Source organism: Qipengyuania marisflavi (assembly GCF_005884405.1).
Taxonomy (GTDB): Bacteria; Pseudomonadota; Alphaproteobacteria; order Sphingomonadales; family Sphingomonadaceae; genus Qipengyuania; species Qipengyuania marisflavi.
The window spans coordinates 406,543-426,328 of the sequence record NZ_VCAO01000002.1 but is presented as its reverse complement, the minus strand read 5'-3'; the positions used below and the strand labels follow the sequence as shown (position 1 = coordinate 426,328).

Below are 19,786 nucleotides of genomic sequence, written 5' to 3'. Positions count from 1 at the left end.
CTTAGTGCGCCAGTGCCGTGCTGCCAAGGGTGCGGATCGCCTCATCCGCCGCGCAGAGTGGCGTGCCAGCTGGTATGCTTGATCCCGCGCGGCAATGGCATCAGCCGATCACGGGAATAGCGCGACCCGAATGCGATCTCGCCAAGGCTCATATCATGCCGCGCCGCCAGCTGCCGCAAAGTGCGCGGATCGAACCAGCAGGTGTGCTCTGGATTGTTGTCAACCTCCGCGCGCAGCACCGCCTTGGCGATATTGCGCCAGTACCAGGGGTTGGGTGTGGAGACGAGCAGCGCCCCGCCGGGCCTGAGATGCCGTTTTACACTTGTAAAGAACCCCGCGAAGTCCTCCAGATGCTCCATCAGATCGCCCGCCACAATCACATCGAAGCTGCGGCTCAGGTCGAAATTCTGCGCATCGCCGTGGACGATCTCCAGCCCGCGGGCCGACAGCGCGGCGACACCGTCACGGCTCAGATCGAGGCCGAGGATAGATGCCGCCTTCTCGCGCAAGGCACGATGAAGCCAATAGCGGCTGCGGTAATTTTCCGGGTCATGCTGCACACATCCCAGATCGAGCACGTCCTTCCCCATCACGCGTGCCGCCATATAGGCCAGCTTGTGGTCATCCCACGCGATATCATCGCCGAAATTGGCCGGGTCGGCGGGAATACGGCTGCCGTGAATGGTGGCCGGGTCGGTGACGAAATCGCTGGGCATCGGGATAAGTCCTAGCAGCGCGAACAGGCCCGCGCCATCGCGCTTGTGGTCGGCGCTGTTTATGGTCAAGCCATCGCCATGACCAAGCCCAAAAGATGGCAAATCCTGCTGCTCACCGCGATAGGCCTCGCTCTGCTGACCAGCGCCAGGGCGTGGGAAGACACGATGGCCGATCCTGTGGTCCGTCGCACTACCGTTTCATTGCCGGACCTGCCCAGCGATACGCCGCCGCTCACGCTGGTGCTGATCAGCGATATCCATGTGGCGGGGCCGGATATGCCGCCCTCACGGCTTGCCCGGATTGTCGATCAGGTGAACGCGCTGCAACCCGATATTGTGGCTATTGCGGATGATTTTATCAGCGAGAAACGATCCGCCACCCATATGTATGCTGCCAGCCAAGCCATCGCGCCGCTGGCCAAGCTGACGCCTCGGCTGGCAACAATCGCCGTTCCCGGGAATCACGATCACTGGTTCGACATGCCGGGCATCACTCGGGAGCTTGAGAAGGCTGGCATCACGCTGCTGGTCAATTCGGCAACCCAAGCCGGACCACTCGCGATCGGCGGGCTGGACGATGGTTATACGGGCAAGGATAATGTGCCTGCGACCATGTCCGCACTGGCGCGGCTGAGCGGGGCGCAAATTATGCTCGGCCACAGTCCGGATGCCTTTCCTCAGCTCCCGCCTTCGGTGCGCCTGATGCTGGCTGGGCATACCCATTGCGGCCAGATCGCTTACCCGTGGGGCGGCGCGCCCGCCTATCTTTCCGAATTTGGCGACCGCTACGCTTGCGGCAGGATCGACGAGGGCGGCAAGACCCTGATCGTCGGGGCTGGTCTGGGCACCAGCCTGCTGCCGATCCGCCTGTTTACCAAGCCGACAATCTGGGTTGTGGAGCTGGTCGCCCCCGCTACCTAGCCGATACAAAAACGGCCGCCGAACCGAAGTCCGGCGGCCGCGAATGCCGTGCGTTACAGTGTCGCTTAGCCGCCAACGGCAGCAGCAACCTCCGCCGCGAAGTCGGTTTCTTCTTTTTCGATGCCTTCGCCGAGCTGGAAACGGACATAGTCCTTCAGCACGATGGCCGCGCCGGCTTCCTTGCCAGCCTTGGCAACCACGTCCGCGATGGGGGTCTTGTTGTCCATCACGAAGACCTGGCTGAGCAGCGCGTTTTCCTTGGCGAACTTCTTCACCGCGCCTTCAACCATCTTGTCCTGCACTTCGGCGGGCTTGCCGCTTTCGGCAGCCTTTTCCGCAGCGATCTTGCGCTCACGGTCGATCACTTCGGCATCAAGGCCGTCCGCGTCGAGCGCCTGCGGGAACGCGGCAGCAATGTGCATTGCCAACTGCTTGCCAAGCGGTTCGAGAACGTCCGCCCCGGCTTCGCTTTCCAGCGCAACCAGCACGCCGATCTTGCCGAGGTTGGCGGCTGCAGCATTGTGCACATAAGGCACGATCACACCGCAGTTCACCGACACTGTCTTCATGCGGCGGACCTGCTGATTTTCACCAATGGTCGCAACATTGTCGGTCAGCTTGTCTGCGACAGTGCCGCCGCCGGGATAGGAAGCAGCCTTCAGCGTTTCGACATCGTCACCCGACACGCCTAGGGCGGCCTCGGTGGTTTTGCGCACGAAATCTTGGAACTGGTCGTTCTTGGCGACGAAATCGGTTTCGGAGTTCACCTCGACCGCAACGCCCTTGGTGCCTTCGACGGCAACGCCGACGAGACCCTCGGCCGCGGTACGGCTCGACTTCTTCTGCGCAGTGGCAAGGCCCTTGGCCCGCAAGGCGTCAACCGCAGCTTCGATATCGCCGTCAGCGGCTTCGAGCGCCTTCTTGGCGTCCATCATGCCCGCGCCGGTTTTCTCGCGCAGGGTTTTCACGTCAGCAGCAGTGAATGCAGCCATGATCTGGTTCCTTTGTATAATGGTATGCAGCGCCGGGCCTGCTCAAAAGCGGCCCGGCGCTGGAATTATCAGGTCAGGCGCGCGGTGCGCCCGATCTGCGAATGGCTCAGGCTTCGACAGCTTCCGTTGGCGGTTCAGCCATCGCGCCAACGTCCTGGCCGCTATCGCCAACGGCTTCGCCCTTGCCCGAGCGGGCAGCGGCGCCAAAGGCATCGCAGTACAGGCGGATCGCACGGGCAGCGTCATCATTGCCCGGAACCGGGAATGCGATGCCATGCGGATCGACATTGGTATCGAGCACGCCGATCACTGGAATACCAAGCACGTTGGCTTCCTTGATCGCGAGATCTTCCATGTTGGCGTCGATCACGATCATGACGTCAGGAATGCCGCCCATGTCGCGAATGCCGCCAAGCGACAGTTCCAGCTTGTCACGCTCACGCGTCAGCTGAAGCAGTTCCTTCTTGGTCAGGCCCGAGCTTTCGCCCGACAGCTGTTCCTCAAGCGCCTTGAGACGCTTGATCGAACCCGAAATGGTCTTCCAGTTGGTGAGCATGCCGCCCAGCCAGCGATGGTTGACGAAGTGCTGCCCGCTCTTGCGTGCGGCTTCGGCGATGGGTTCTTGCGCCTGACGCTTGGTGCCGACGAACAGCACTTTGCCGCCCGAACGCGCGGTCTGCGCGACGAAGTCGAGCGCGCGCGCCATCAGGGGCACGGTCTGCGACAGGTCGATAATGTGGATGCCGCTGCGAGCGCCGAAGATATACGGCTTCATGCGGGGGTTCCAGCGGTGGGTCTGGTGGCCGAAGTGTGCGCCGGCCTCGATCAACTGCTGCATCGTGACGGTAGGAGCCGCCATAAGTAAATTCCTTTCCGGTTATGCCTCTGGAAAGCTGGAACCCGAGGTGCGGAGTATCCCGCGCCGGGCACCGGTATGAGCGCCTTCCATGTGGATTTGCCCGCTGGTGGATACGAACCGGAATGGCCGAATCCCTTGCAGACCGCGCGCCCCTAGCCGGACAGGACCAAGAAATCCAGCCTCAATTCATCGCAGAAAAATACAGATCGGTCGCAGAAAGCGCTTGACGCCCGAGAACAAATAGGGAACATTAGCGTCATCGCCGGAACAAACTGGCGAGCAGTAGGTAGTTTCCACGATTTATCCCCAGCCTGTCAACAGACTCATCGCCAGGCGGGAACAGAAAAAGGTCCATACCGATGACCGCATTGCTGATTACCGCCCTCCTCACCGTGACCGGCATGGCCGCGCTGAGTGTGCTTGCCGATAACGGACTGCGCTGGTGGTCCGCTTTCGGCCAGCTGCGGGCTGAGCTTGCGGCGGGTCAGCCGCGTGGTGGCGAACGCAAGATGCGCCCTGCGACACCCCATTGCAGTGCCAGGATGGCTGGCCGTTCGCTGCGTGCTGGTCTGGCTACTCGCCGCTCGGCACGCCGCGCTGCTGCCTGACGCGGGAATACTTCAGCAGGGCATAGGGCATCAGCACCAGATAGCCGATTGAGATCGCGCTGAGCGTCCACCACGGTTCCAGCAGCAATGCCGCAAACAGCATTCCGCCAACCGCCAGCAATTCCAACCGGACGTTGCGGCGCGGTCTAACCGAGGTCCAGCTCATTGTCGCGATGTTCGAGATCATCAGCACCGCGATCACCGCGATCCATACCCCGACCAACAGCGGCGAACGGAACAGGTCAAGGCCGGTGGCCATCCACAGATAGAATGGCAGGAACGCCAGACCCGCACCCAGCGGTGCCGGAACGCCGGTCAGGAAGCCCAATGATTTGTGCGGCTGTTCGGCCACGTCGATCTGGGCGTTGAAGCGCGCCAGCCGCAATGCGCAGCAAATTGCAAAGGCCAGCGCCGCGAACCAGCCCAGCCGCGGATCGGCGCTCAGCGACCACAGATAGATGATCAGCGCGGGTGCTGTGCCAAAGCTCAGCGAATCGGCCAGACTGTCCAACTCCGCCCCAAACCGCGATTGCGCTTTTAGAGCACGGGCGATCCGACCATCGATACCATCCAGCAACCCGGATAGGATCACAGCAACCACCGCAGCGGCCCAATTGTCGGATATGGCAAAGCGAATACCCGTCAGTCCCGAACACAGCGCAGCGGCAGTGATCGCATTGGGCAGCATCGCACGCAGGCTCAGCCCGCGGGTGCGCCCCATTACCGGCGCTTCATCCTCGGCGGCCTTGGGCCCGAGCCGGGCCCGTTCTTCAGGTTCCTTTGGCGGTAACGGCGGGAGAATACTCATTGCGCGACACCCTCAATCAATTTTTGCGTGCCGATTTCGGCCAACACGGTTTCGCCCGCGATGACCGATTGGCCGAGCAGCACCTTGGAACCCGTTCCGGCAGGCAGGTAGACATCGACGCGGCTGCCAAACCGGATCAAACCGACCCGCTGCCCTGCCCCAACCGTATCGCCGGGCTTCACAAACGGCACAATCCGCCGCGCGATCAGCCCGGCAATCTGCGTGAAACCAACTTGCGTACCGTCCATCCGTTCAATCAGGATATGCTGCCGCTCGTTCTCTTCGCTGGCCTTGTCGAGCCCGGCATCCATGAACGAGCCGGGAATATAGACGATCCGCTGGATCGTCCCGGCGATGGGCGAGCGATTGATGTGCACATCGAACACCGACATGAAAATTGATACGCGTGTGACCTTGCCTACAGGCATCCCGGCATTGCCGGTCCCATCGTCGATCATCAGCTCCTGCGGAGGGTCCACTTCCGCGATCAGCGAGATCAGGCCATCGGCGGGTGAAACAATCGCGTGCTCGTCTTGCGGCACGACCCGCTCGGGGTCGCGGAAGAATGCGAAGACGCCTGCGGAGAGCAGCAATAGCGGCCAGCCAATGATCTCCCAGTCGAGCAGCAACAGGAAGAACAGGCTGATACCAACAGCCAACACCCCGAATTTGCGCCCTTCCGGGTGAATTGCAGGCCACGACCAACTAGCGTCGCCGCGGCCCTTATTATCGAGAAGATCACCTGCCATCGGCCGGACTTACGCGCAGCCGCCAGCCGCCACAAGGTCCACCCGCGCATTCCCCCGCAGGCTTCGCGGTTTGGGCCTCGATGGGCACGCAACGATCAGCCTTCCTGCTTCATGTAAGCGGTGATTTGCACTGAGCTGCCTGCAGCCGCCTGATGGCTTGGTTAAGAGAATCCGATTCTAAGATTCCTCTAGGGCAACTTATGCTAGTCCTAGATACAGACGGATATTAAATCGCCTCAAAGCTACCTTCCGCATGCTCCTGCAGAACAACTATGGTAAAAAACCCACACGCCCTCTCACAACGCCGGCAAATCATTTTATTGAATTGACACCCGGTAACACTACAATATGGGAGTACCGGGTCGCATTGCCAATATAAGTGCGCCATTTCTACATCTGCGGGGTGCTGCGTGTCGAATATAATTATTATTTCATTTGACGATCTTTTTTCGATTTATGCTTGGCCAGAGTTTGCCGGGCTGCTCAAAACTCCGAATATTGATGCGTTTGCTGGCCAATCTACAAATTTTACGCATGCCTTTGCACCTGTTGCCCTCTGCAACCCCTCGCGGTCGGCTATCCTTTCGGGTCATAATCCCTGGGACAGCGGGATCATCGACAACTCGCTGAGCGTTTTCGATCAGGTCCCTCAAGCCGACATTCTTTTGGCGCGTTTGGCTGCGCAAGGTTATGATATCACTTTGGGCGGAAAGGTATTTCACACTCTTTACGAACCTGAGATGGACCGTTTTGTTGACCGTTACCTGTCGGCCGATGGCTTCAGAACAGGAATGCTTGGATCGTCTGAGACGATCCGGTCGATCAGCTATGGACCGTCTGGTGACGCTGTACTTGGTGACACTGTACTTACGGCAAACGTCGTCAGCTTTCTGCAGGAAGAGCATGATGGGCCGTTCGTACTTGCAGCGGGTATTTTCAGGCCACACGGTCCTTGGATCGTACCGCAAGAGTTTTTTGATCTTTATGATCGCAGCCAGATTGAGGTGCCCTATTTCGGCGACGATACCGAAGCTATGGCCGATTTCCATTATGCGCTTACCGGCTCAGCTTTTCATGACGTCGTGCTTGACAATGATGCGTGGGTAGACCTGATCCATGCATATCTGGCTTCTGTTTCTTATGCAGACTTCCTCTTTGGTGAAATGATCGCAACCTTGGGCGCGTCAAGCTATGCGTCCAATACTAACGTGGTCGTCTTTTCAGATCACGGATACCACCTTGGTGACCGTGGAGAATGGCACAAATTTACGTTGTGGGAGGAATCAGGGCGCGCACCGCTTATGATCCGTACAGCTGGGCAAACAGAAGGCTTTGTCGTTGATACGGTAGTTAGCCTGAGCGACATTTATCCCACGGTTCTGGATCTGGCCGATGTAACAGGTGGATTTCGCGGAGATGGCAATTCTTTAACGCCATTGCTGCCCGGTGGCGATCCCAGCTTGTATGAAGGAAATGGCGCCTTCACGTGGATGTACGGCGCATACAGTTATCGAACCGACCACTTCAGGTATATTCGTAACGCTGACGGCAGTGAAGAATTTTACGACATTAGCTCAGATCCTCATCAGATCCGAAATTTGGTCGACGACCCGGACTATCAGGAAATTCTGCAGCAACACCGTGACACACCTCCTCAGATTGATGGTATCGATGTCCATCTTGGCACTCTGGGTGACGATTCATTTATAGGCGGGCTTGGCGCTGACCTATTCATACTCGGCAATGGCAATGACACCGCTCGTGGCCGAGCTGGTGATGATATTTACTATATTTCTGGTGAAGTGAATATCTTGGAACCTGAAAACGGCGGAACAGATACCATTGTAAGCAGTGTTCGCGTCAATACCATGCCGATAAATGTCGAAAATTTCCGCCTGCAAAGTGGAACAAATCACTACATCATATACGCCAATGATCTTGATAATATTATCACTGCTGCAGCAAGTAACGGAGAGATTTTTGCAAGAGGCGGTGACGACACTATTTATGGGGAAACAGGGCGCGATATAATTCATGCAGGACGTGGCAATGACTTTGTTGATGCGGGCCATGACGACGACGTCGTTTATGGCGGACTGGGAAATGACTGGCTGACTGCCGGTTTCGGAGATGACGAAGTGTGGGGAGAGGAGGGCGACGATCGCATCTTTGGCGGGAATGGCGACGACTATTTGAGCGGAGGCACTGGCAGCGACCGCATTCAGGGTAATTTGGGCCATGACCTACTTTTTGGGAACCAGGGCGATGACCGTTTGTGGGGCTTTTCCGGGAACGATACTATTGAGGGCGGCGCCGGAAACGATATTATATTCGGCTCAGACGGAAACGACGTACTCATCGGGGGTGAAGGTGACGACGTCATGTGGGGAGACTTTAACAACGATACTTATAGAGGCGGAGATGGTGACGATACTATCGTCTTCGGTTCCGGAACGAACACCGCAAGCGGTGGCCCGGGACGTGATTATTTTTATATAACCAACACTCGATCAAATAATATAATAGAAGACTTTGAGCATGGTAAAGATCTTATTGATATCCGTGATTTACGGATCATAGACTTCGACGAATTATCTTCTGCAATCCAGCAACAGGGCAATGATGTGGTGCTGAATTTTGGAGAAACGCAACTTTTGCTTGAAAACGTTTCGTTGGCCAATTTGAGCCAAAGCGACTTCATTTATTACAATCTACCCAACAAAATTGTAGACATCCATTGGGTGCCGCAAGACGATGCAGCAATGCCTTTCGTTATTGGTTAAATTGTCTCGCCAATTCTGCACGGTGCCTCAGCTCGCAAGCTAAGGTGGCGGTGCCTCAGGCCTTGCGCATCTTGCACCCAAATCCATGCAAGTTAAGCGCAGCCAACGCTTGAAAGCCAATGGTGGACAGGGCTGGATTCGAACCAGCGTACGCTTGCGCGGGCAGATTTACAGTCTGCTGCCTTTAACCACTCGGCCACCTGTCCACACAGGGCTATTTCTCGTGAGAAATGATGGCAGCCGCGCTGGGCTGCCGAGCCGAGAGGCGCCCCTTTGGCGAAGCTGCGCTTGCCTGTCAATGGGCCTGCTGGCACAGGGCGCGGGCCAATTGATGGCCAGTTGATGGAACGGAACAAGATGATGGCCAAGCCAGATCGCAAGAAGGCGCTACGCGGGCGCGCAGGACGGATGAAGGGCGGGCGCGGGAGCGGGCGTGCAGGAACTGGTCAGGTACGCCTGTGGGGCCGCCATGCGGTCGAGGCGGCGCTGAACAACTCCGAACGTGTCCACCGCAAATTGTGGGCGACGAAGGAGGGCATTGAATCGCTTGATGGCGAACTGCCAGCCGATTTCCCGCTGGAATATGCCGAAGCTGCTGATCTGGCGCGGCTGGTTTCGCGTGATGCGCCGCATCAGGGTCTGGTGCTGGAATGTGCGCCGCTTGAGGACATTCACCTTGATGAAGTGCTGGTGGGCGAGGCGGACCGTCCCATCGTGGTGCTCGATCAGGTGACCGATCCGCACAATGTCGGCGCGATCCTGCGCTCGGCTGCGGCGTTTGGCGCGGCGGCAATCGTCACCCAGGACCGCCATGCACCGCCAGAAGGCGGCGTGGTCGGCAAATCGGCGTCCGGCGCGCTGGAAACTGTGCCGTGGGTGCGCGTGGTCAATCTGGCCCGCGCGCTCGAACAGATTGCCGAGGCTGGCTACTGGCGCATTGGCATGACCGGCGCCTGCGACCTGACGCTGGCCGACGCGCTGCCAATTGGCCCGGTGGCGCTGGTGTTCGGGGCTGAGGGCGAAGGCATGCGGCACAATATCGAAGGCCACTGCGATGCGCTGGCCAAACTGCCGATCAGCGATGCGATCGAGAGCCTGAATGTCTCAAACGCCGCTGCGGTTGCGCTTTATGCCGCCGCGACGCGCAACACCTCGGGATAGTCTGCTCCAGACAAAGCAACGCCGCGCTTACCGAATGGCAGGCGCGGCGTTCATGCTCAGTCGGAAGTGGCGGAATTAGTTGACCGCGTCCTTCAGGCCCTTGCCAGCCTTGAACTTGGGCTGGTTCGATGCCTTGATCGTCATTGGCTCGCCGGTGCGCGGGTTACGTCCGGTCGAAGCCTTGCGCTTGGCGACCGAAAATGTCCCGAACCCGACCAGGCGCACGTCGTCACCCTTGGACAGCGATTTGGTGATTGTATCAAACACGCCTTCTACGGCGCCGGATGCATCACTTTTCGACAGTCCACTGGCTTCGGCAACTGCACTGATCAGATCGTTCTTGTTCATATTTTGAACCCCCCTCGTCTTTGAATTTCCATGGCAGAATGAATCGCTCTGCGGAATGGAGCGAATTGAGAGCCTTTTGGCGCTCCTGTCAAAGCCAAAATCGGCAGTAAATCGCGCTTTTTTGTTGGTTGGACGCATAAATCATCGTGAATCGTGGATTCATCACGTGCCAGCAGGGTGCCAGCAGGGTGCCAGCAGGGTGCCAGCAGGGTGCCAGCAGGGTGCCAGTGCACTGTCGAAAACTCACTACAAACCAATCCCTAATGTCAGGCAATCGGACGATTTTCGCTGATTCAGTGCGCGGTCGGCGGCGGCGCGGCGTGCAGTCCGCCATGCAAGGGCTGGCTCGCCAGATCGTCCGCCTCGGTCCATTCGATCGCTTCCGGGACCGCAGTGAGCGCGTGCTCCAGAACCTCGTCGACGTGCGCCACGGGTACGATTTCCAGCCCGTCTTTCACCTTGGCGGGAATTTCGACCAGATCTTTCACATTGTCGATCGGGATGAGCACCTTGGCGATCCCGCCGCGTAGTGCCGCCAGCAGCTTTTCCTTGAGCCCGCCAATCGCCAGCACGCGTCCGCGCAACGTGACTTCGCCAGTCATCGCGACATCCGGGCGAACCGGAATGCCGGTAAGGGTGGAGACGATGGACGTTACCATGCCCACGCCCGCGCTGGGACCATCCTTGGGCACTGCGCCTTCTGGCAGATGGATATGGATATTCTTGCGCTGGAAAATACCGGGATTGATGCCGTATGCCGGGGCGCGCGCTTTGACGAAGCTGAAGGCGGCGGCGACGCTTTCATTCATCACCTGACCCAGCTTGCCGGTCGTCTTGACCTCACCCTTGCCGGGCGTGGTCACGCTTTCGATGGTCAGCAGTTCGCCGCCAACTTCGGTCCAGGCAAGCCCGGTAACTGCGCCAACCTGCGCCTCTTCCTCGCCCTCCCCGTGCTTGAACTTGCGAACACCTGCGAATTCATTGAGGTTTTCCGGCGTGATCCGCACGCTCTCAACCTCTTTTTCGAGGATCTTGCGCAGGCTCTTGCGGGCCAGCCGCGCGATTTCGCGTTCCAGTGTCCGCACCCCGGCTTCGCGTGTGTAAAAACGGATAAGGTCGCGCAGGCCTTCTTCGGTTAGCTCAAACTCGCCCGGCTTCAGGCCGTGGTCCTTGATCTGTTTTGCCAGCAAATGCCGCTGGGCAATCTCGACCTTCTCGTCCTCGGTGTAGCCTTCCAGCCGGATAATCTCCATCCGGTCGAGCAATGGCTGCGGCAGGTTCAGGCTGTTCGCTGTGCAAACGAACATCACATCCGACAGATCGATATCCAGTTCCAGATAGTGGTCCTGAAACTTCGAATTCTGTTCGGGATCGAGCACTTCGAGCAGCGCCGAGGCGGGGTCGCCGCGGAAATCCTGACCCAGCTTGTCAATCTCGTCGAGCAGGAACAGCGGATTGCTCTTGCCCGCTTTCTTCAGATTGGTGACGATCTTGCCGGGGAGCGAGCCGATATAGGTCCGGCGGTGACCGCGGATTTCCGCCTCATCACGCACGCCGCCCAGTGACTGGCGCACGAATTCGCGCCCCGTCGCTCTGGCAATTGACTTGCCCAGGCTGGTCTTGCCGACACCCGGAGGGCCGACGAGGCACAGGATCGGCCCCTTCAGCTTGTTGGTACGCGCCTGAACCGCGAGATATTCGATGATCCGGTCCTTGACCTTCTCCAGCGCATAATGGTCGGCATCAAGAATGCCCTGCGCCTTAGAGATATCTTTCTTGACCTTGCTCTTCTTTCCCCAGGGCAAGCCCAGCAGCACGTCGAGATAATTACGGATCACTGTCGCTTCGGCGCTCATCGGCTGCATGCCGCGCAGCTTCTTCAGCTCGCTATCCGCCTTGGCGCGCGCTTCTTTTGACAGCTTGGTCTTGCCGATCTTTTCGGTCAGTTCGGCGATTTCGTTCGCGTCGTCATCGCTGCCGCCGCCCAGCTCGTTCTGGATCGCCTTCATCTGTTCGTTGAGGTAATATTCGCGCTGGGTCTTTTCCATCTGCCGCTTCACCCGGCCACGGATCTTGCGCTCAACCTGCAGGACGGACAGTTCGCCCTCCATATAGGACATCACCATTTCAAGCCGCTTGAGCGGATCGTTTTCGACCAGCACCGCCTGCTTGTCGCTGACCTTGGCGTTGATGGCGGCGGCGATGGTATCGCTCAGCTCGCCAGCATCGTCGATCTCGCGCAGCTGGTCTGCGGCATCATCGCCCAGCTTCTTGTTAAGTTTGGCATATTCGCCAAAATGTTCGAGCGCCTGCCGCATGCTGGCGGTCACTTCGCTGCCCGAAGCGGTTATCCCGTCGGGGTAGGCGACCGAGGCGGTGACAAAATCACCCTTGGGAGCCATGCCCGTCAGGCGCGCCCGCGCCTTGCCTTCGACCAGCACGCGAACGGTGTTGTCAGGCAATTTGAGCAATTGCAGCACCTGCGCCACCACGCCGATGTCATACAGATCGTCCGCGCCGGGATCGTCGCAGCCCGGATCGAGCTGGGCCAGCAGGAAAATGTCCTTGCTGTCCTCCATCGCCGCTTCCAGCGCCGCCACCGATTTGTCACGGCCGACAAACAGCGGGACGACCATGCCGGGAAATACGACAATATCGCGCAGGGGCAGGAGGGGGTAGGTCTGGGTCATATTGGTTCCATTTGCGGCACAGGGCCGGGCAAGTCTTGCGAATATGGGTAGGCGCCGCCCGCTTCGCAACGCGCGCCGGACAATCTAATGTGGATCATTGCAGCCGCAAGTCGCTGCGAATGCGATCAGACCGCGTGCCCGTCGTGCCGGCGCGGGTCGAAGGTATAAAAGCAGCTGAAGGTGTAGCGCGCGCCCGCTGTAATCTTCTCCACGCCGTGGAGGTAATCCGCAGTCGAGGGGAAATAGGCCAACAGGCCGGGCTTGAGTTCGGGACGGAGGCCAAGCTTGGGGAAATGGATCGCCCCGCCTTCATATTCGTCATTCAGATAGATGATCGAGGCAAAGGCCCGCCACGGCGTTTGATTGGGACGCCCATCGGGCTCCTCGCAATCGGCATGGGCCGCCTGATCATCGCCCGGACGCCATCGCACCAATTGCAGCGTATCGGCGTAGATCGGGTCGGTGATCCCGTAATCCGCCTTGATGTGGCTGGCGGTGCGGGTGCGGATCCTTTCCATCAGCGTCAGCATCTTGGGCGGCATTGAACGCGGATTGATCATCCGCCCGCGCCAGACATCGGTCTTGGGCAGATACAGCTCCCACGGTGCATTGGGGGCGCTGGCGAATTTGAGCAATTGCTTGCGCTCTGCCTCGGTGATGAAATCGGGCACCAGTCCAATCGGCTTGCCCACCAATGACCGCGCGTGGCGGTACATCATAGGCTGGCCGGATTGCCTCGAATTACCAAGCCCAGGAAGTGCTGAAGGATTTTTGAGCATGACGCTAACTCCCCAAGCGGCGCAGTGGATCACGCCGCCGTGCCGCAGGATTTATCATAACCATCTGGCCTCGCAACCGAAACTGGCGTTGCGTGCGATTACAGGCCCGGTATCGTCATCCCCGGCGGCAGGCCGATGCCCTGCTGGATCTTGGTCATTTCTTCGCCGGAAACCTGATCCGCCTTGCTGCGCGCATCGTTCAGCGCCGCGGTCACAAGATCTTCAAGCATTTGCTTTTCTTCGGGCTTCATCAGGCTGTCGTCGATCGACACGCCCATGATCCGACCCCGCGCGCTGGCGCGAACCTTGACCAATCCGCCGCCCGAGCTGCCTTCAACTTCGAGCGTGTCGAGCTTGGCCTGTGCTTCGGTCATCTGCGTCTGGATCGTCTCGGCAGCTTTCTGTGCGGCGGCGATCATTTCTTCCATTGATTGCATCGTGTCTGTCCTTCAGGCTTTGCGGCTCCACGGCACTTCGCGCCGCAGGGGGGAGTCGGTTTCGGTGATTAATTCGGCATCGGGAAAGGCGGCAAGGCCGGCCTTTACCAAGGGGTGATCGCGGATTTTCTGTTCGGCGGCGGCGCGGTCTGTCTCGGCCTGCTCCACCAGCGTGGGCTGCCCCTCTTCATCGCGCGCTTCTTCCAGCTGCCAACGGTCGCCCGTCACCGCCATCAACGCGTCGTGCAGGGTCGGGGCAATGTCATCGGCGAATTGCGCCGCGCGGGTAAAACGCAGCTTCCCCGGTTCAATCGTGATCGGGCGGATTTGAAGGCGCATCAGGCTGGCCGCGAGATGGTTGCCGCCGTCTTCCACCTGCTCGACCAGTTCACGCCATGACAGCGCCGCGCTGGGCGCAGGTGCGGCCTCAGCCGGAGCAGCTGCCGCCGCTGGCGCTGGCGCGGGACCGCGCTGAGCCAATTCCTCGATCTTGCGCGCCAGCCCGCCCGGATCGGGCAAATCGGCGGCGTGCAGCACGCGCAGCAGCGCCATGCGAGTCGACACCAGCGGATCTGGAGCCTGACGCACTTCCTCGTGCCCCTTCAGCAGCAATTGCCACAGCCGGTGCAGCTGTCCCGGCGTCATCTGCTGCGCCCATTCGCCCAATTGCGCGCGTTCTTCGGCGGTCGGCGCCTCGCCCTCCCCGCCTGCGATTTGTGCAACGGTGATCCGGTGGGTCAAATCCATCATGGCGCGCAGCAGTGCCAAGGGTTCGACGCCCAAGGCATATTGTTCGTCCACCGCCGCCAGCAAAGCACGCGCATCGGCTTCCAGAATGTGCGAGAGCAGTCGCCGCTGCGCCGATTTGTCGGCCAGCCCCAGCATGTCACGCACGCGTGCAGCGGTCACTTTGCCTTCGGTTTCCATGTCGGCATGGGCAATCGCCTGGTCGAGGATCGACAGGCCATCACGCACCGACCCTTCGGCAGCGCTGGCGATGATGTGCAGCGCCTCATCTTCTGCAGAGACGCCTTCCTTGGTGCAAATCTCAGCGAAGTGCGATTGCAGCAGATCGACCGGGATGCGCCGCAGGTCGAAACGCTGCGTACGGCTGAGCACCGTCACCGGCAATTTGTCGACTTCGGTAGTGGCAAACAGGAATTTTACATGGGCGGGCGGTTCTTCCAGCGTCTTGAGCAGCGCGTTGAAGGCGTTGCGGCTGAGCATGTGGACTTCGTCGATGATGTAGATCTTGTAACGCGCGCTGACCGCCGCATAGCGCACCGCTTCGATAATCTCTCGAACGTCGTCCACGCCGGTGTGGCTGGCGGCGTCCATCTCGATGACGTCGATATGCCGCCCCTCGGCAATCGCAACGCAGGGTTCGCATTCGCCGCAGGGGCTGATGGTTGGTCCGCCCTGCCCGTCGGGGCCGATGCAATTGAGCGCTTTGGCGATCAGCCGTGCGGTGGAGGTCTTGCCCACCCCGCGCACGCCGGTCATCAGAAACGCATGGGCCAGCCGCTCGCGCGCGATGGCATTGGCCAGCGTGCGGACCATCGCATCCTGTCCGATCAATTCGGCAAAGGTCTGAGGACGGTATTTGCGCGCCAGCACGCGGTACGGCTGGGTCGGTGCTGAAGCAGGTGGCGGCGCAGCAGCGGGCGCCGGGGGCGGGGCTGGTTCAGCTACAGCAGGTTCTGCTGGCGGCGGCGCTTCGGGCGCATTGCCGAACAGCGCGTTCTGCCCTGCCTGCTCCAGTTCGGCAGCCGTCGGCGCGGGCTGTTGCGCTGCGCTTTCCCATGGAAGGCCATCAGTGTCTTGCGGTGAATCACCCATGCCCGGTTAGGTAGGACCTGCTTGGCCAAATGTCATGCGGGCGATTGGGGAAAATTAGGAGCCGGCCGACCCGCCGCAACCCGTTGTGGCTGCTTCCTTCCGGACCTGACCAGGTTAGCGGACGCAAACGTCCGACCGACTCCCGCGGCGCATATGGCGGGAGTCGCGCGGCATTTCAACACTTGCGTGGCCCCACGATAGCGAGAGCGCCGTGCTTAGCGGAAATTGTCGGCGTAGGCCTGTAGTTTCAGCGTGTGCGGCGGCGTGGCGTGGACCCGCGCGGCGATGCCATACTTTGCTGCATAGGCCTTGGCCGCATCCTTGTCAGGAAAGGTAAGAATGACCTGCGCCTGCGTGTCGGCGCTGCCGCTCCAGCCCATCAGGGGGTCGGCCTGCCGCGCCTCGGACTGCTCGAATTCGAGCACCCATTCATCGGTGCGCGCCTTGCCCGATTGCATTGCATTTTGCGGTCGCTGGTAAATTCTTGCTGCCATGGGCGCGGTCCTTAAGTCAGCTTTGGCTTCGTGAAAAGGCGTTCTTCGTTTTCAAACTGGGCTGCTCGCTCCACGGTTCCTCGGGCCAGCGATGTTTGGGATAGCGGCCTTTCATATCCTTGCGCACATCATTCCAGCTGCCGCGCCAGAAACCTGGCAAGTCGCGAGTCGCCTGCAAGGGGCGTCCGGCGGGGCTGGTCAGCTTGAGAAGCAGCGGCGTGTCGCCGACCATTGGATGGCGCTCCAATCCGAACAGCGCCTGCACGCGCACTTCGACGCTGGGGGCATCATCGCCCTCATAGACGATCATGTGCGTGGTGCCCGCCGGTGAGGTGAACTCACGCGGGGCCCGCCGGTCGAGCCGCTGGCGGGCATCCCAGTCGAGCAGGCCCAGCAGCGCCTCGGTCAATTTTCCGCGCGGCAAATCCAGATCGCGCCGTCCGGACAGCAGCGGGGCGAGCCATTGGTCGGTATTGCCCGCCAGCGTATCATGCCCCAGAGCCGCTATCCCGGCGTAATGCGCCCGCGCGGTGAGGCTGGCCGGGAGAATTGTCGCCAGCTTATCCATCGCTTTTTCCACAAGGATATCCACAATCGCTTGCGGATCAGGCGACGGATCAGGACCACTCGCCAGCGTGATCGCGCCCAGCCGCCGCTCCAGCCGGGCCTCTACCCTCGATCCGGTCCAGCGCAGAACCTGATTGCGGTGGATCCTATCACCCAGCCAGCGTTCCAGGTCATCCTCCGCCAAAGCAGCAGCGGCGGTGATGCGCGCGCCCTTGGCCTGACCCTGTGCATCGCCGATCACGAGAAAATCCGCGCGCGCCAGCGGGGATGTCGGATCAAGCATAAACCCACGCCCGCCCGCCGTCAGCCATTGCTCGCCGCTGCCATCGCGGCGCTTGGCGATAAATTCGGGGCGTCCTGCTCCCAACAGGACAGCAGGCGGAACGGAATTGGCCGATTTTCCTGATCCGCCCACCAGCCGATTCGCCTTGTCGGCCCAGCGCGCTGCCAGCTTGCGGCTGGCCTCGGCGCGGGGGCTGCGGTCGGTGTTCCAGCGCGCCAGCCGCGCTTCCAGATCCTCACCGCGCCCGCCCAGCCCGCGTTCCTGCAACAACAGCGCCAGCCGTGCAGCCTGCTCCCCGGCACCATGCTCCGCCCCGAACAGCACACTGGCCGCACCTTGCGGATCAAGCGGCAGTTCGGCCAGCTGGCGGCCGCGCGCGGTAATCCGGCCCTCGCCATCAAGCGCCTCCAATGCCTGCAATGTCGTGCGCGCAGCGGCGATTGAGGCGGCGGGCGGCGGGTCCAGCCATCCCAGCGCGCCGGGATCGCCGCTGCCCCATTGCGCCAGCGCCAGCACCAGCGGCGCAAGATCGGCAGTGAGCATTTCGGGCGGATCGAAGGCGGGCCGCCCGGCGTGTCCGGCTTGCTCCCACAGGCGGTAGGCGACACCCGGCCCCTGCCGCGCGGCGCGGCCTGCGCGCTGTGCAGCGGCAGCCTGACTGGCGCGGTGCGTTACAAGATGCGTGGTGCCAGCGGCGCGGTCGAATTCGGCGCGGCGCGACAATCCGCTGTCCACCACCACCGAAACCCCGTCCAGCGTCAGCGAAGTCTCGGTAATGGCGGTCGCCAGTACAATCCGCCGCCGTCCCTGCGAATCGCGCCGGATCGCCGCACGCTGCGCCGCCGGATCAACCTGACCATGCAGCGGCAGCACCAAAGCCTCGGCCAGCCGCGCTTCCAAACGCTCGCGCGTGCGTTCAATCTCGCGAACGCCGGGCAGGAAGGCGAGGATATCGCCATCCTCTGCGCGCCACGCAGTGACAATGGCTGCCGTCATGGCGTCTTCCACCGGCACGCCCGGTGACGATCCCTGCCATGCGATCCGCAAGGGAAAGGCCCGACCCTCGCTCTCGATCGCCTGCGCCGCACCGCCCAGCAGATCAGCAAACCGCGCGCCATCAATGGTTGCCGACATGACCAGCACGCGCAAATCCTCGCGCAGCACTGCGCGGCTTTCCAAGGCCAGCGCAAGCCCAAGGTCGCTGTCGAGATGCCGCTCATGCGCTTCGTCGAACAGCACGGCAGACACGCCGGAAAGTTCGGGATCGCCAAGAATGGTGTTGACGAAAATTGCTTCTGTCATCACCAAAATTCGGGTTTTGGCAGAGCGTTTGCTGTCCAGCCGCGTCAGATAACCGACTGTCTCACCGGGCTTTTCCCCCAGCATCTGCGCCATTCGCTCCGCCGCGGCGCGCGCGGTGACGCGGCGCGGGCTGGTCAGGATGACAAGCCCGCTACACCATTCCTGATCCAGCAGGGCAGGCGCGACCGCCGTGGTTTTGCCCGCCCCCGGAGGCGCCACCAGCACCGCGCCGCTGCGTTCGCGCAAGGCGTCCAGCAATTCGGGCAGGACGGTGTGGATGGGAAGGTCTGGCACGCCGGGGCGATACCCAAGTCTTCAGGCAGGCGGAAGCGTTAGGTGCCTGATACCGCGCGAGCGGCGCGCGAATACGCCGTCAGTATCCGCGTGCCACTGCAAAGCGGGCGGCTTGCTCCATCGCCTGACGCGCCTTGCCATCGGGAAAGCATGCCAGCGCATTGATGGCGCGCGCGGCGAAATGGCGCGCCCGTTCGCGGGTTTCCTCCACCGCGCCATGTTTGGCGATCAGCGTGACCGCGTGCGCCAGATCTTCGTCGCTGGAACGGTGACCCATGATCGCTGCGCGCCAGAAAATGCGCTCTTCCTCGTCACCGCGCGCATAGGCGAGGATCACCGGCAGCGTCATCTTGCCCTCGCGAAAATCGTCCCCGCGATCCTTGCCCATCTGGGCCGCATCGGCATCGTAATCCAAAGCGTCATCGACCAGCTGGAAGGCGACACCCAGATTGCGGCCATATTCGTCCAGTGCGCGCTCCTCATCCTCGCTGCATTCCGCCACCACTGCCGAAATCCGGCTTGCCGCTGCAAACAGCGCGGCGGTTTTGGCGCGGATAATCTGGAGATAGCGTTCTTCGCTGGTTTCGATCTTGCGTTGTGCTGTCAGCTGGTCAACCTCGCCCTCGGCAATGATGGCCGATGCGCCCGAGAGGATTTTGAGAACCTTGAGGCTGCCATCTTCGACCATCAGTTCAAACGCGCGGCTGAACAGGAAATCGCCCACCAGCACTGTTGCCGGATTGCCGAAGATGATGTTCGCCGCCGCCTTGCCGCGCCGTAGATCGCTGCCATCCACCACATCGTCATGCAACAGCGTTGCGGTGTGGATGAACTCAACCGCCGCAGCCAGCTTGTAATGGCGCGTACCATTGTATCCCACCAGCTGCGCGCCCGCGAGCGTCAGCATCGGGCGCAGGCGTTTGCCGCCGCCAGAGATCAAATGCCCGGCCAAGGCGGGGATCAGCGGGATCTCACTTTGCATCCGGTCAAGGATGACCTGATTGACCTGGTTCATGCCCGACGCGGTGATCGCGAGCATGGGCTCGATCGAGGCTTCGGGCTGTTTGCGCGGCAAGGGTACGATTTGAGCGGCCATTTCGCCTTGGCCATGCGCTGCACATCCTTTCTTGGCAAGCGTGGAATCGCTGCTAGCCTG

At 60.8% G+C, this 19,786-nt stretch carries 17 protein-coding genes, 1 tRNA gene and 1 other RNA gene; 4 read left to right on the top strand and 15 right to left on the bottom strand.

Features of this window, described 5'->3' with window-relative positions; all coding sequences use genetic code 11:
- Nucleotides 1–41 precede the first annotated feature (41 nt).
- Nucleotides 42–785 carry a class I SAM-dependent methyltransferase gene (locus FEV51_RS06650; protein WP_138617155.1) on the bottom strand — a complete coding sequence of 248 codons (744 nt, stop codon included), beginning with the start codon at nucleotides 783–785 and terminating at the stop codon, nucleotides 42–44.
- 9 nt (nucleotides 786–794) lie between these two features.
- Here FEV51_RS06650 and FEV51_RS06645 point away from each other — a divergent pair, with 9 nt between their 5' ends.
- Nucleotides 795–1,637 carry a metallophosphoesterase gene (locus FEV51_RS06645; RefSeq protein WP_138617153.1) on the top strand — a complete coding sequence of 281 codons (843 nt, stop codon included), beginning with the start codon at nucleotides 795–797 and terminating at the stop codon, nucleotides 1,635–1,637.
- A gap of 65 nt (nucleotides 1,638–1,702) precedes the next feature.
- Here the strand turns inward: FEV51_RS06645 and tsf are convergent, their stop codons facing one another.
- Together tsf and rpsB are read right to left on the bottom strand one after the other, a co-directional pair.
- Nucleotides 1,703–2,629: a translation elongation factor Ts gene (gene tsf, locus FEV51_RS06640; RefSeq protein WP_138617151.1), complete on the bottom strand. Its 927-nt coding sequence runs from the start codon at nucleotides 2,627–2,629 to the stop codon at nucleotides 1,703–1,705.
- A 106-nt stretch (nucleotides 2,630–2,735) separates the two neighbouring features.
- Nucleotides 2,736–3,488, bottom strand: coding sequence for a 30S ribosomal protein S2 (gene rpsB, locus FEV51_RS06635; protein ID WP_138617149.1), 753 nt, complete (start codon nucleotides 3,486–3,488; stop codon nucleotides 2,736–2,738).
- A gap of 359 nt (nucleotides 3,489–3,847) precedes the next feature.
- Here rpsB and FEV51_RS06630 point away from each other — a divergent pair, with 359 nt between their 5' ends.
- Nucleotides 3,848–4,096, top strand: a complete 249-nt coding sequence (locus FEV51_RS06630; RefSeq protein WP_138617147.1) for a hypothetical protein — start codon at nucleotides 3,848–3,850, stop codon at nucleotides 4,094–4,096.
- On the opposite strand, the gene FEV51_RS06625 is transcribed toward FEV51_RS06630, so the two are convergent.
- Together FEV51_RS06625 and FEV51_RS06620 are read right to left on the bottom strand one after the other, a co-directional pair.
- Entirely contained in the window at nucleotides 4,062–4,904 is an 843-nt protein-coding gene (locus FEV51_RS06625; protein WP_138617145.1) for a CDP-alcohol phosphatidyltransferase family protein, read from the bottom strand. The two genes, FEV51_RS06630 and FEV51_RS06625, sit on opposite strands and share 35 nt — an antisense overlap.
- On the bottom strand, nucleotides 4,901–5,653 hold the full coding sequence (locus FEV51_RS06620; RefSeq protein WP_138617143.1) for a phosphatidylserine decarboxylase: 753 nt from the start codon (nucleotides 5,651–5,653) through the stop codon (nucleotides 4,901–4,903). Before FEV51_RS06620 ends, FEV51_RS06625 begins: the two co-directional genes overlap by 4 nt.
- 410 nt (nucleotides 5,654–6,063) lie before the next feature.
- Here FEV51_RS06620 and FEV51_RS06615 point away from each other — a divergent pair, with 410 nt between their 5' ends.
- Entirely contained in the window at nucleotides 6,064–8,436 is a 2,373-nt protein-coding gene (locus FEV51_RS06615) for a sulfatase-like hydrolase/transferase (RefSeq protein ID WP_138617141.1), read from the top strand.
- A 120-nt stretch (nucleotides 8,437–8,556) separates the two neighbouring features.
- Here the strand turns inward: FEV51_RS06615 and FEV51_RS06610 are convergent.
- Nucleotides 8,557–8,642 (bottom strand) — tRNA-Tyr (locus tag FEV51_RS06610).
- 154 nt (nucleotides 8,643–8,796) lie between these two features.
- On the opposite strand from FEV51_RS06610, the gene rlmB reads away from it, so the two are divergent.
- Entirely contained in the window at nucleotides 8,797–9,597 is an 801-nt protein-coding gene (rlmB, locus tag FEV51_RS06605) for a 23S rRNA (guanosine(2251)-2'-O)-methyltransferase RlmB (RefSeq protein ID WP_138617297.1), read from the top strand.
- 75 nt (nucleotides 9,598–9,672) lie between these two features.
- Here rlmB and FEV51_RS06600 read toward each other — a convergent pair whose 3' ends face one another.
- The 9 genes from FEV51_RS06600 to FEV51_RS06560 all read right to left on the bottom strand — a co-directional run bounded on the left by FEV51_RS06600 (nucleotide 9,673) and on the right by FEV51_RS06560 (nucleotide 19,726).
- The gene (locus FEV51_RS06600; RefSeq protein ID WP_138617139.1) at nucleotides 9,673–9,945 is read right to left on the bottom strand and encodes an HU family DNA-binding protein; all 273 of its coding nucleotides are present in this window, start codon (nucleotides 9,943–9,945) and stop codon (nucleotides 9,673–9,675) included.
- Nucleotides 9,946–10,238: 293 nt separating this feature from the next.
- Complete coding sequence (gene lon, locus FEV51_RS06595; RefSeq protein ID WP_138617137.1) at nucleotides 10,239–12,635, bottom strand: endopeptidase La; 2,397 nt, start codon at nucleotides 12,633–12,635, stop codon at nucleotides 10,239–10,241.
- Between the two features lie 125 nt (nucleotides 12,636–12,760).
- Entirely contained in the window at nucleotides 12,761–13,354 is a 594-nt protein-coding gene (locus FEV51_RS06590) for a 2OG-Fe(II) oxygenase (RefSeq protein WP_171033057.1), read from the bottom strand.
- Nucleotides 13,355–13,512: 158 nt separating this feature from the next.
- On the bottom strand, nucleotides 13,513–13,851 hold the full coding sequence (locus FEV51_RS06585) for a YbaB/EbfC family nucleoid-associated protein (protein WP_138617133.1): 339 nt from the start codon (nucleotides 13,849–13,851) through the stop codon (nucleotides 13,513–13,515).
- 12 nt (nucleotides 13,852–13,863) lie between these two features.
- The gene (locus tag FEV51_RS06580; protein WP_138617131.1) at nucleotides 13,864–15,690 is read right to left on the bottom strand and encodes a DNA polymerase III subunit gamma/tau; all 1,827 of its coding nucleotides are present in this window, start codon (nucleotides 15,688–15,690) and stop codon (nucleotides 13,864–13,866) included.
- A 51-nt stretch (nucleotides 15,691–15,741) separates the two neighbouring features.
- Nucleotides 15,742–15,836, bottom strand: an RNA gene (ffs, locus tag FEV51_RS06575) — signal recognition particle sRNA small type.
- 69 nt (nucleotides 15,837–15,905) lie between these two features.
- Entirely contained in the window at nucleotides 15,906–16,184 is a 279-nt protein-coding gene (locus tag FEV51_RS06570) for an NADH dehydrogenase ubiquinone Fe-S protein 4 (RefSeq protein WP_138617129.1), read from the bottom strand.
- 16 nt (nucleotides 16,185–16,200) lie between these two features.
- Nucleotides 16,201–18,630: an ATP-dependent helicase HrpB gene (gene hrpB / locus FEV51_RS06565; protein WP_138617127.1), complete on the bottom strand. Its 2,430-nt coding sequence runs from the start codon at nucleotides 18,628–18,630 to the stop codon at nucleotides 16,201–16,203.
- A 79-nt stretch (nucleotides 18,631–18,709) separates the two neighbouring features.
- Nucleotides 18,710–19,726 (bottom strand): polyprenyl synthetase family protein, encoded by a 1,017-nt coding sequence (locus FEV51_RS06560; RefSeq protein WP_138617125.1) that lies wholly within the window; start codon nucleotides 19,724–19,726, stop codon nucleotides 18,710–18,712.
- Between the last annotated feature and the right edge of the window lie 60 nt (nucleotides 19,727–19,786).

What these genes read in the sequence shown, in the direction of transcription:
- FEV51_RS06645 (WP_138617153.1), top strand. Translation starts at nt 795, where the DNA reads ATGACCAAGCCCAAAAGATGGCAAATCCTGCTGCTCACCGCGATAGGC.
- tsf (WP_138617151.1), bottom strand. Translation starts at nt 2,629, where the DNA reads ATGGCTGCATTCACTGCTGCTGACGTGAAAACCCTGCGCGAGAAAACC.
- rpsB (WP_138617149.1), bottom strand. Translation starts at nt 3,488, where the DNA reads ATGGCGGCTCCTACCGTCACGATGCAGCAGTTGATCGAGGCCGGCGCA.
- FEV51_RS06630 (WP_138617147.1), top strand. Translation starts at nt 3,848, where the DNA reads ATGACCGCATTGCTGATTACCGCCCTCCTCACCGTGACCGGCATGGCC.
- FEV51_RS06625 (WP_138617145.1), bottom strand. Translation starts at nt 4,904, where the DNA reads ATGAGTATTCTCCCGCCGTTACCGCCAAAGGAACCTGAAGAACGGGCC.
- FEV51_RS06620 (WP_138617143.1), bottom strand. Translation starts at nt 5,653, where the DNA reads ATGGCAGGTGATCTTCTCGATAATAAGGGCCGCGGCGACGCTAGTTGG.
- rlmB (WP_138617297.1), top strand. Translation starts at nt 8,797, where the DNA reads ATGGCCAAGCCAGATCGCAAGAAGGCGCTACGCGGGCGCGCAGGACGG.
- FEV51_RS06600 (WP_138617139.1), bottom strand. Translation starts at nt 9,945, where the DNA reads ATGAACAAGAACGATCTGATCAGTGCAGTTGCCGAAGCCAGTGGACTG.
- lon (WP_138617137.1), bottom strand. Translation starts at nt 12,635, where the DNA reads ATGACCCAGACCTACCCCCTCCTGCCCCTGCGCGATATTGTCGTATTT.
- FEV51_RS06590 (WP_171033057.1), bottom strand. Translation starts at nt 13,354, where the DNA reads ATGATGTACCGCCACGCGCGGTCATTGGTGGGCAAGCCGATTGGACTG.
- FEV51_RS06585 (WP_138617133.1), bottom strand. Translation starts at nt 13,851, where the DNA reads ATGCAATCAATGGAAGAAATGATCGCCGCCGCACAGAAAGCTGCCGAG.
- FEV51_RS06580 (WP_138617131.1), bottom strand. Translation starts at nt 15,690, where the DNA reads ATGGGTGATTCACCGCAAGACACTGATGGCCTTCCATGGGAAAGCGCA.
- FEV51_RS06570 (WP_138617129.1), bottom strand. Translation starts at nt 16,184, where the DNA reads ATGGCAGCAAGAATTTACCAGCGACCGCAAAATGCAATGCAATCGGGC.
- FEV51_RS06560 (WP_138617125.1), bottom strand. Translation starts at nt 19,726, where the DNA reads ATGGCCGCTCAAATCGTACCCTTGCCGCGCAAACAGCCCGAAGCCTCG.